Source organism: Ferruginibacter sp., from assembly GCF_014377975.1.
In the GTDB taxonomy this organism is placed as follows: domain Bacteria; phylum Bacteroidota; class Bacteroidia; order Chitinophagales; family Chitinophagaceae; genus Ferruginibacter.
Window position 1 is genome coordinate 26212 of sequence record NZ_JACMOO010000215.1, and the last position, 10942, is coordinate 37153.

Annotated in this window: 7 protein-coding genes and 1 tRNA gene; 6 read left to right on the forward strand and 2 right to left on the reverse strand. The window is 39.6% G+C overall.

Annotation, left to right across the window (positions count from 1 at the left end):
* The first annotated feature begins 8 nt into the window (after positions 1-8).
* The gene (locus H7254_RS11870) at positions 9-3272 is read left to right on the forward strand and encodes a TonB-dependent receptor (RefSeq protein WP_301933166.1); all 3264 of its coding nucleotides are present in this window, start codon (positions 9-11) and stop codon (positions 3270-3272) included.
* A gap of 18 nt (positions 3273-3290) precedes the next feature.
* On the forward strand, positions 3291-4016 hold the full coding sequence (locus tag H7254_RS11875) for a hypothetical protein (RefSeq protein WP_301933167.1): 726 nt from the start codon (positions 3291-3293) through the stop codon (positions 4014-4016).
* Positions 4017-4405: 389 nt separating this feature from the next.
* Here H7254_RS11875 and H7254_RS11880 read toward each other — a convergent pair whose 3' ends face one another.
* Both H7254_RS11880 and H7254_RS11885 read right to left on the reverse strand, forming a co-directional pair.
* Positions 4406-5707 (reverse strand): DUF6600 domain-containing protein, encoded by a 1302-nt coding sequence (locus H7254_RS11880; RefSeq protein WP_301933168.1) that lies wholly within the window; start codon positions 5705-5707, stop codon positions 4406-4408.
* A gap of 240 nt (positions 5708-5947) precedes the next feature.
* A complete protein-coding gene (locus H7254_RS11885; protein WP_301933169.1) occupies positions 5948-8128 on the reverse strand; it encodes a DPP IV N-terminal domain-containing protein in 2181 nt (726 codons plus the stop codon).
* 364 nt (positions 8129-8492) lie between these two features.
* Between H7254_RS11885 and H7254_RS11890 the strand changes: the two genes are divergently transcribed.
* The 4 genes from H7254_RS11890 to H7254_RS11905 form a co-directional block, all read left to right on the forward strand.
* Positions 8493-8876: an RNA-binding S4 domain-containing protein gene (locus H7254_RS11890; RefSeq protein ID WP_301933170.1), complete on the forward strand. Its 384-nt coding sequence runs from the start codon at positions 8493-8495 to the stop codon at positions 8874-8876.
* Positions 8877-8996: 120 nt separating this feature from the next.
* Positions 8997-9677, forward strand: coding sequence for a tRNA (guanosine(37)-N1)-methyltransferase TrmD (gene trmD, locus H7254_RS11895; protein ID WP_301933171.1), 681 nt, complete (start codon positions 8997-8999; stop codon positions 9675-9677).
* A gap of 92 nt (positions 9678-9769) precedes the next feature.
* Positions 9770-9841 (forward strand) — tRNA-Glu (locus H7254_RS11900).
* 193 nt (positions 9842-10034) lie between these two features.
* On the forward strand, positions 10035-10942 hold a 908-nt coding region (locus tag H7254_RS11905; protein ID WP_301933172.1), incomplete at its 3' end, for a site-specific integrase.

Below are 10942 nucleotides of genomic sequence, written 5' to 3' on the forward strand. Positions count from 1 at the left end.
ATCAACAAATGACAAAAAAATTTAGTGTCCTTACTGCAATCTTTTTATTGCTTGGATTTTTAACATTTGCACAGGAAACCACCTCCGAAATTCAGGGTATTGTAACAGATGGTACCGTTGCAGTAAGTAATGCAACCATTGTTGCAGTTCATGAGCCAAGCGGCACAAAATACAGTACTACCAGCCGTAAAGATGGCAGGTTTAACTTACCCAACCTGCGCATTGGCGGTCCTTACACTATTTCAGTTAGTTCGGTAGGGTACAAAGAAGAAAAACAGGACAATATATCTCTGTTATTAGGGCAGGAATTTAAGGCAGATTTTAAATTACAGCAAAGCACATCAACCCTTACAGAAGTGGTAATAACCGGCGCCACCCAAGGCAAGGTTTTTAATAGTAACCGAACCGGCAGCCAGGAAACCATCAGCCGCAGCCAGATTGAAAGGCTGCCAACAATCAGCAGATCTTTCAGTGATTTTACAAAACTTACCCCTTCAGCAAACGGACAAAGTTTTGGTGGTGTCAGCGGTTCTTACAACAACCTTACCGTAGATGGTGCAAATTTTAATAATGCTTTTGGATTGGCCGGCAGTCTGGGGGGACAAACAAATTCACAGCCTATCAGCATAGATGCTGTTGAGCAAATACAGGTAAGTATTTCTCCCTATGATGTACGCCAGGGTAGCTTTACAGGTGCAGGCATTAATAGTGTAACACGCAGTGGTACCAACAAATTTAAAGGTTCTGTTTATAATTTTTCCCGTTCTGAAAATACACAGGGATATAAAGTTAATGCCGCACAAGCAGTAAAAACTCCTATTGATTATAACCAGTTTGGGGCTTCAGTTGGTGGCCCGGTAATAAAAGATAAAGTGTTCTTTTTTGGAAGTTATGAGCAGGAAAAAATCAGCCTGCCCGGTTCTGCAACATTCAGGGCTGCAAAGCCAGGAGAAGTAGGAGATAACGTGAGTATATCACAGGCCAATACTACAGATCTGGACGCTTTAAAATCTTTTTTGATCAGCAAGTTTAACTACGATCCGGGGCAATATGATAATTATAATTATAGAACAGAAAGTAAAAAAGCAACAGTACGTTTTGACTGGAATATCAACAGGCAAAATACTTTCACTATAAAATATAATTACTTAAAATCGCTGAGAGACGCACCTGCCAGCAACAGCGGGGCACAGGGTAGCCGGCAGCCAAGCAGCACAGGCATGCCTTTCAGCGGAAATGGTTATACCATCAACAATAATTTTAATATTTTTATTGCAGAATTAAACAGCCGTTTTGGTAACAGCGCAAGCAACAAACTACAGGTTGGGTATACTGCGTTAAGAGATTTCAGAGCCAGCCTGGGTGGTAAAAATTTTCCACTGGTGGATATATTAAATGGCCAGGGCCAAACGCTTACTTCATTTGGATATGAGCCATTCACATACAACAATAAACTCAATTCAAATATTTTTCAGTTCTCAGATATTTTTACCATGTACAAAGGTGCTCATGAGATTACTTTAGGCACGCAGGATTTTGTAAAGAAATTTGAGAATGGTTTTGCGCCGAATTACAACGGGCTCTTTCGTTTTAATAACCTGGCAGATTTTTATACTGCTGCTAATAATCCTTTTGTGTCAGCCACACAGCCAGGATCGCCCACTGCTACATTGCGCCGTCTTTCTTATGCATCTACCAAAGATGGCAGTTTTCCCTTCGCTACAATCGGAGCTGTTGAGTTAGGATTTTTTGCACAGGATAAATGGCGTATCAAATCAAACTTTACGCTTACTTACGGTCTTCGGGCAGACTTACCCATTTTTGAAAATAAATTTACTACCAACGATAGTTTAAAAACACTGAGTTTTAGAAATGGTATTAAAGTAGATGTGGGGCAAAAACCTCCAACAAATATTTTATGGAGCCCAAGGGTAGGTTTTAACTGGGATGTAAACAATGATAAAGTAACACAGGTCAGGGGCGGATTTGGAATATTCAGCGGCCCTCCGCCTTTTGTATGGATCAGCAACCAGGCAGGTAACAATGGTGTTCAGTTTGGCTCTTTTTCTTTTGGCAATGGAGCCACTGCCAACCAGCCATTTTCTCCTGATGTAAATGCATTCAGGCCACAAGGCGGTTTGTTATCTACCAGTTATAATATTGCTGTAACAGATAAAAATTTTAAATATCCGCAAAATTTTAAAGCCAGTCTTGCAGTAGACAGAAGATTACCCGACAACTGGATGGTTACTGCAGAAGGAACCTACAACAAAGATATCAACGCAGTTTATTTTCAGAATATAAACCTGCCTGCATCCGGTACTGCACTTGTTGGCGCTGATAACAGAATCCGTTACAGCAGTGCGCAGATTTATTCGGGTAATTCGCTTAGCAATCCCAATATAAGTGATGCTATTTTAATGAAAAATTCAAATAAAGGGTATGGATATTTCTTAACCCTGCAGGTACAAAAAACGTTGAAGAATTTTACCGGTAGTGTAGCGTACACGTACGCCAAAGCAAAAACAGTTAATGATGGAGGTTCTATTGCACAAAGCAACTGGCGGGACAGGCCAATACAAGGTGATCCCAATGCAAATGAACTGGGCTATGCAAATTTTTATCAGCCTCACAGGGTAATTGCTTACGGTACTTACAGAAAAGAATATGCAAAATATTTTGCTACTTCGGTAGGGTTTACATTTGAAGCAGCGGCAAATGGTACAAGTTCATATACATACAACGGCGACGTCAATAATGATGGATCGGGCGGTAATAATGACCTTATTTATATTCCCAAAACCCAGTCAGAAATAGTGTTGGTTAAATCAAGCGCTACAGACCCAAGATCAACAGACCAGATATGGAACCAGTTGAATAATTTTATTGCGCAGGATGTTTATTTAAGTAAGAAAAGAGGAACCTATGCAGAGCGCAACGGTGCTTTAGCTCCTTACTTTAAAAAATTAAACATGAACGTAACCCAGGATTTCTTTTTTATAACGAAAGATAAAACCAGGCATACTTTGCGTTTAACCGTGGATATTTTTAACGTTGGAAATCTGTTGAATAAACAATGGGGCGTTACAAAATTATTTAACAATACTTCACCTATCCGGTATGTGGGTATTAACTCAGATGGTAAACCCGCATTTACATTCCCTTATCTTGACAACGCTAACCAGGTACCACTAACAACCAGCTACAGAGATAACCTTGGTATTGACAGCCGCTGGCAAATGCAGATTGGCGTACGTTACCTGTTTAATTAATTACAAAAAAATAAAAAAATGAAATCAATTATAAAAAAATATCTAGTTACAATAGCAGTTGCAACTGCTATTGTGAGCTGTACAAAAAATAATGACGCTATTGATGTTGCAGCCAATACTGCCAATACTGCTGCTACAACATTTTCTTTAAACAACAGGGTGCTGGCAGCTTTTGTGATAGACTCTTCCTCCATTCCTGGTTTACCGGCCGGTACATTACCTGCAGGCTATAATAAATTTAGAAAGCAGCTTACTTATGATACTATTGCCAGTGCCAATAAACCTAAAGTATACAATGTAGGCGATACTGTAATTGTGCTTGCTTATGTAAAGGGGGATGACAATGCAATTGGGAAAAGAAATATCAACTTTAAATTTTTTGGAATACCCACTTTTTATACTTCCAGCGGTAACTGGATAAAGGTTACTACCAATCCGCCACAATCACCCATACAGGCTGCCGAAGATTCCATACGTGGGTTTGCACCAAGGTCCATTGATGTGTTTAGTACTGTTAGCAGACCCGCCATTGCGGAGATAACAGATACCCTTGTAAGTATAAAAAAAGTGGGTACAGGGCAAGTGAATGGCATTAATAACACCACCTACCTTGTACAGTTAAATTATATTATTCCTGTTGAATTATCCGGCAAACTGACCTCCATTAATTTTGCGGTGGGTACCGGTAATTTAAAAAATGATCTTGGGAATGTTAACTGGAATTATGCTTTTAAAGTAAGGTAATTTGTAACAGCAGAAAGTAAAATTTCAAGAGTCAGTTAACCACTGCTTTATAATATTAAAAAGCCTGTCTCCTGTGAGATGGGCTTTTTAATTAACATCACTTCTTACAATTAAAATGTAACAATATTTTTGTCGTTATATGTATATTTCAGACGATCATAAATAGGTTTCTGTCTCCAAAATTATTCACTCCAAACACCTGCTAAAAGGCTGTAATAATTAAATATTTATTAGATAACCCAATTTAAACTGACGTAAAAATTTACAAAATACCGGATTCATAAATGTATAGCATGTAAAATAATGGTCACGAAATATTCAGCAGATAAATTGATTCAATAAAAAACCGCCTCATCGATTGGTAAGGCGGCTTTTATCGATACTATAATTTAGTTTTGTCTTTCCCCTGGCCGTTGGTTGCGATTGTTGTTATTGCCCTGTGGTGCTCTTTGTACAGGCAACTGCTGCACATTTTTTCTTTGCTGGCTTGGTTGTACTGACGGCACCTGACTATCTTCCCTTATTGGTCTCGTTTGGACCGGATCAACTGTTCTAAACTTATGCGGCTGCAAACGATACTGATCTACACGCTGCGGTTGCGGTGTATTCTCTACCGGTGATGTATTTTGCACCGGTTGTGTTACCGGCTGATTTTGCCTATGTTGCAAATCCTGTTTTTGTACATCGCTGTTATTGATATTATTATTTTTTTGCAGCGTTATGGGAGCATTATTTGCATTCACAGCAGCAGGTATATTATCCGGCTTTTGTTTGTTTGGCCGGGACTGAATATTTTGATCATGCGTTATATTATTATTGTTTCCCTGGCTTTGCTGGTTTACCGGTAAATGGTTGCCATTATCACCTGGCCGTTCAGCATCATTGTGCTGCAGGTTTCGTCCTTCATTTTGCGCATGGGGATTTTGAACTACCGGGCGATATATCTCCATCACATTGGATTGCTGAGCGGGCTTATGAAACTGGTTCACTTCTTTAAAGGATACCGGGGTAATCCGTTGATTCGTATATTTTTCTACCTCATGTACATCCGGCCCTTTGGCATAATAATTATTGGTGCGGCTGGTATTGTAATTGTTAATGATGGTAATGTTTTTTGTAATATTGGTGTTGTTGTTGTTGATAATAGTGGTATTATTATTTTGAATTATCACATTCGTAATATTTCTGTCACCGATATGTTCCCTTGGCACCACATTCCAGTAAGCGCCATGCGGACGCCAGTTATTATATTGAACCCCGATATTTACTTCGGGTGTTATTGGTGCCCAGGCATAATAATTATCTACCCTGCCCCAGGTTACCCAGGCCGGCGACCAATCATAGCCTGGCACCCACAACCAGCCATAGTTATCATCGTAAAGCCAGCGGCCATAATGAAAGGGTGCCCAACCCCAATTGTAATTGGATTGCCATGCCCAGCCATCATTGCTATAGCGCCATTGGCCGTTTGAAGCATAAGGTCTGAAGCTCATTTCAGCACGGGGGTTCCATACATGGCCATAGCCAGGGTAATCAATCCAGTTTCCATAAGGCGATAAATTATCGTAAAAAGTCTGGTAAGTTACAGGCTGGTCAACAGGCGTTTGTGCCACATATGTTGTACTGGTACAGCCTGCACCAACACAAGCAATTGCTACCAACAGCAATAAATAATAAAATAAATTTTTCATTGCGATTTTTTTTAAAAGATTTCACGACCTAATAATTATTAAATGTATTGTAATAATTAAAACCGTTTTTATCAATAACTGTGGGTTAACAAATGGGTTTAGTTGATAAATAATCGACATAGCCAATAGTACAATATACCTCCCAATTTAAAACCGGCCAGGCCAATAACTGTTGTATTGATCTGACCGGGTATATGCTATAACAAAGACTTCCGTTATTGTTTTGAAAAATGATGCCTGTTATCTTCCTCCAGGAGGACAATTTTTTTGCAGATAACCAGTGTACAAAGTTGTGAGATGCAAACGGGTTCCCTCGCCTTCGGAGATGCTGTGCGTACGATTGGGGTACGCCATAAATTGAAATTGTTTATTGTATTTTATCAGCTCATTCAGCAATACCTCGGCGTTACTATAATGCACATTGTCGTCACCAGTGCCGTGGATGTACAACAGGTTTCCTTTTAAATTTTTTGCATAACTAATGGGTGAACCGATGATGAAATCTTCCTTGTTTTCCTGCGGCAGTCCCATGTATCTTTCCTGATAAATATTATCGTAAAACAATTGATTGCCCACAGCAGCAATAGCAATACCTGTTTTAAAAATATCAGGGTATTGAAACATCAGATTTAGTGTTGAAGATCCGCCACCACTCCAGCCCCACACTGCAATACGCTCCTTATCAAAATAATTTTTAGATAAGATTTTTGTAGCTGCCATGGCCATATCCCGTACATTGATGGTACCTATTTTTCGATAAATAGATTTGCGCCATTCCGCACCTTTTAATGATGGTGTTCCCCTGTTATCCACCGCTATTTGAAAGTAACCATCTTCACTCATATCGCCATTGTATAAAAAATTCTGGTGGTTACCATAACTGTCACCAACGGTGGCCGCAGCAGGTTCGCCATACACATAAAAAACTGCCGGATATTTTTTTGTACTGTCAAAATTTTTAGGGTAATTGATCCATGCATCCAGTGTAACATTATCTTCGGTTGTAACTGTAATGTATTTTACCGTGCTGCTATTATCGGTCACCATAGTTGTTGCAATGCTGGTGGCTGTATTTACCGCTTTATGATTTGGCAATGATATCCATTCTTTTACCGGCATTGTTTTATAATTGCTAAACGCATGGCTGGCCCATTTTGCATTGGGTGAAATGGTATAGTTATGTGTACCAACTAATTCCGCGAGAGACACTAATACGGCATCGCTTTTACCATCCATTTTTACTTTGTACAAATAGAGTTGCGTTGCATTGTTGGGTGATGCCATAAAATAAATATAATTGCCTGCTTCATCAATGCATTTTATTGATTCAATATCGTATTTACCGGTGGTGAGTAAGGTTTGTTTGCTGCCATCCCGGTTAACAGAATAAATGTGCCGCCAGCCATCATGCTCACTAACCCAGATAAAACCTTTGCCTTTATTAATCCAATCCCAACCGGAAGGGTCATCGTTGTTCCAGTAACTTCTTACTTCAATCCATGCCTTCTCCTTTTCCGTAAAAAAAATGCGGGTATGCCCGTCTGTTATTTTGCAATACATCAGCTTACTTTCCTGTTGTTTGCGGTTCAGTTGTTGCACTACCAGCGTAGCGGCATCGGCCCATTCCATCCTGGGAAGATAATGCTGTTGAGGATCGCCTTCAATATCCATCCATTGTATATTGCTGCCGGTTGCAGCCACCACACCAATCTTTACCGGTGATGGCGGCTCCCCTACTTTTGGATATTCAACCGGGATCACTTTTGAATAATTGGAATCGGTGGTATTGAGCATAAAATAATCTCTTATCTTATTGGCATCCACCTGCCAGAAAGCGATATTTTTTCCATCGGGGCTCCAACGCCAGCCATCCCTGCAACCAAACTCTTCTTCATACACCCAGTCGAATGTACCATTGATTAATTTGCGTGTACCGCCCACCGTTAGTTGCGTAATTGTTCCCGTGGCAATCTCCTCTGTAAATAAATTGTGTTCGCTTACATAGCCGGCCTTTTTACCATCGGGCGAAAACTTAGCGTACATCAGTGTTTGCGACGGTTTGTCTTTGCCTAATTGCGTTAATTTATTGGTGGCAATATCCAGCACCCAGTAATCACCACGGGTATTGTAGCGCCAAACTTTTGCAGTGTTGGTAAACACCATCAGTTTACTGTTGTCTGCGCTAAATGCAAAAGAGGCTATTAACAATGCAGGTGCTTCTGAAGGTGTTAGCTGCGCTGCTGAGACGATTATATTTGACTGCCCGGTTTTAATATTCACTTTGGCAATGCCACCATTTTGTTTTTGGTAATAACTGTTGCCATCAGGGGTAAACTGTGTTTCTATTTTATACTGTGCAGTTACACATTGCACTGCCACAATAAAGAATAGCACGCAGTGAAAAATTCTTTTAAAATCCATATTGAATAATTTTAGAAAACTAAATTAAGGTAAAAGCCAACCACTAAGCCACAAAAACATAAAACTCATTTCACACAAAGCGAACAAGGAATACAAAGAACACAAAATTATAATTTCCGTTTATGCACTTTGTTTTTCCTGCCGTTCTTTGCTTGAAATAGGTTTCACACAAAGCGAACAAAGAATACAAAGAACACAAAATTACAATTTGCGTTTGTGCACTTTGTTTTTCCCGTCATTCTCTTTGCGTGAAATATTTTTACACGAAGCGAACAAAGAACAAAAAGATATAATTTCCGTTTGTACACTTTATTTTTCCGTTGTGTTCTTTCCATGAAACCAACAAAGCACTTAATTTTGTATCATGGAAAAAGAAAAAATCCGCATTGATAAATATTTGTGGGCCATCCGGCTTTTTAAAACCAGGAGCCAGGCAGCAGATGCCTGCGATAAAAGCAAGGTGAAGCTAAACGGTGATAATGTAAAGGCATCTAAAACTGTGAATGTGGGTGATGAATATGAAGTGAAAACAGAAGCAAAAAGATGGGTGATAAAAGTAGTGGGCTTATTGGATCACAGGGTTCAATACAGCGAGGCTATTACTTATTACAGTGATATTACGCCTGCAGATGAATTAGACAGGATTCAATTTCAGGCTGCTACTTTTAATACCGGTAAACGCATGAGCAAACAGGGAAGACCTACCAAAAAAGACAAAAGGGAAATTGATGGTTTTATGGACTTCTGATTTTTTATTACACTAATTTCTACGGATTACACGAATTGGCCTGCAATAATTGGGAATTCTTTTCTTCATTTTTATCATTGGCATACACCTGGTTATTTTTTGGCCACTTAATTTTACAACATGAAAATTGATATTATTTCTGTAGTGCCGGCTTTGCTGGATAGCCCGTTTGCGCATTCTATTATGAAACGGGCCAGGGACAAGGGTTTGCTGGAAGTAAACTGCATTAACCTGCGTGACCATACCACCTATGCAAGGGCGCAGGTGGATGATTATGCCTTTGGCGGTGGTGCAGGTATGGTTATGATGATAGAACCGCTGGTGAACGCTATTGAAAGCCTCCAGAAAGATACCATCTATGATGAAATAATTTTTTTAACCCCGGATGGTGAAACCTTTAACCAGCAAACTGCCAACCAGCTTTCATTAAAAAAGAACCTGCTGTTAATTTGTGGTCATTACAAAGGCGTTGATCAAAGATTGAGGGATCATTTTATTACCAGGGAAATTTCTATCGGTGATTATGTACTGAGCGGTGGTGAGCTGGCCGCTGCTGTTTTGGCGGATGCAATTGGGCGTTTATTACCGGGTGTGCTCAATGATGAAACCTCTGCCTTAACAGATTCTTTCCAGGATAATTTATTGGCACCACCTGTTTATACCAGGCCCGTTGAATTCAGAACCTGGAAGGTACCGGATATTTTATTAAGTGGCAACCATGCTAAAATTGAGCAGTGGCGGTACGAACAGGCCATTCAGCGAACAGAAGAAAGAAGACCTGATATTTTAGGCAGGGAATAAGCCGCCGAGGCAATAATTTAGTTTGCCTTTATTTTCTAAAATATTTGGCTGAAAAACCTTCACTCATTATCTTTGCCGTCCTTTAGCAATAAGCCGCGTTGGTCAAGAGGTTAAGACGCCTCCCTTTCACGGAGGAATCACGGGTTCGAGTCCCGTACGTGGTACAAAGCCAGCTTTTTAGCTGGTTTTTTTGTGCCTATAAACGAGCCACTAGCAAGACTTTGAGCGTTGGCTCATTCTTTTCACTTCTTTTAAATATCCCTTCTTTTCTCAATTTCTGGTACATCGCTGGTACACGTGTACCAATGGAATAAAAAATTTCATACCTTTAAGAAAAGAAAATCAAACCAAAGTAAAATGGGTGTAACTATAAAAAAGCGAAAAAATGCAAACGGTACAACTACTTTAATGCTGGATATTTACCACGATGGTAAAAGAGTTTATGAAAGATTAGCGCACTTACAGTTAGCTAAACCTTCAAATCAACTAGACAGAGAAAACAATAAGGAACTTTTGCAGCAAGCGGAAGCTATACGATTAGCTAGGGCGGTTGATCTTGAACGTAACAATTACAACATGGATAATGAAGCTGGAAAAAAAACAGTTATTGTAGATTGGATGCAATCCTATGTAGATACCTATGCCAAGAAAGATAAACGTATCATCCAAAATGTGTTGAATAGGTTTATTGACTTTTTGAAAATTGACAAAAAAACGGGGTTGACGTTTGGAAATATTACAGCCCTATTGATAGAAGATTTTATTGACTACCTGCAAAGTAGAAGTACCGGCGAAGGTGCAAGCTCTTACTACAAGCGATTTAAAAAAATGCTTAAACAAGCTTATCGTAAAGGGTTGATGAAAACCAATGTGCTGGATTTTGTAGAAAAGAAGGTGAAAGGTCGGGCGAGGAAAAAAGATACATTGACACTTGACGAACTCAAAATACTTGCTGCCACCCCTACAGAAAGCAAAGAAGTAAGAAGGGCTGCCTTATTTAGTTGTTTTACTGGTTTGGCTTTTGTTGATATTAAAGCATTAACATGGAATAAAATAAAGCTGGATGGTTGCATGATGGAGATTGTGAGAGCCAAGCAGGAGGCAGACAATGTAACTGTATCCATCCCATTAAACACTACAGCCATTACTTTACTAGGCGTCGCTGGAAGCCCTACAGCGAAAGTTTTTGCACTGCCATCTGCCAATGGTACAAACAAAACTTTAAAAGCATGGGTAAAGCGTGCCGGCATAGATAAAAAGATAAC

Bases quoted from the DNA above. Each gene is read 5' to 3' on its own strand.
- H7254_RS11870 (WP_301933166.1), top strand. From the start codon at position 9: ATGACAAAAAAATTTAGTGTCCTTACTGCAATCTTTTTATTGCTTGGA.
- H7254_RS11875 (WP_301933167.1), top strand. From the start codon at position 3,291: ATGAAATCAATTATAAAAAAATATCTAGTTACAATAGCAGTTGCAACT.
- H7254_RS11880 (WP_301933168.1), bottom strand. From the start codon at position 5,707: ATGAAAAATTTATTTTATTATTTATTGCTGTTGGTAGCAATTGCTTGT.
- H7254_RS11885 (WP_301933169.1), bottom strand. From the start codon at position 8,128: ATGGATTTTAAAAGAATTTTTCACTGCGTGCTATTCTTTATTGTGGCA.
- H7254_RS11890 (WP_301933170.1), top strand. From the start codon at position 8,493: ATGGAAAAAGAAAAAATCCGCATTGATAAATATTTGTGGGCCATCCGG.
- trmD (WP_301933171.1), top strand. From the start codon at position 8,997: ATGAAAATTGATATTATTTCTGTAGTGCCGGCTTTGCTGGATAGCCCG.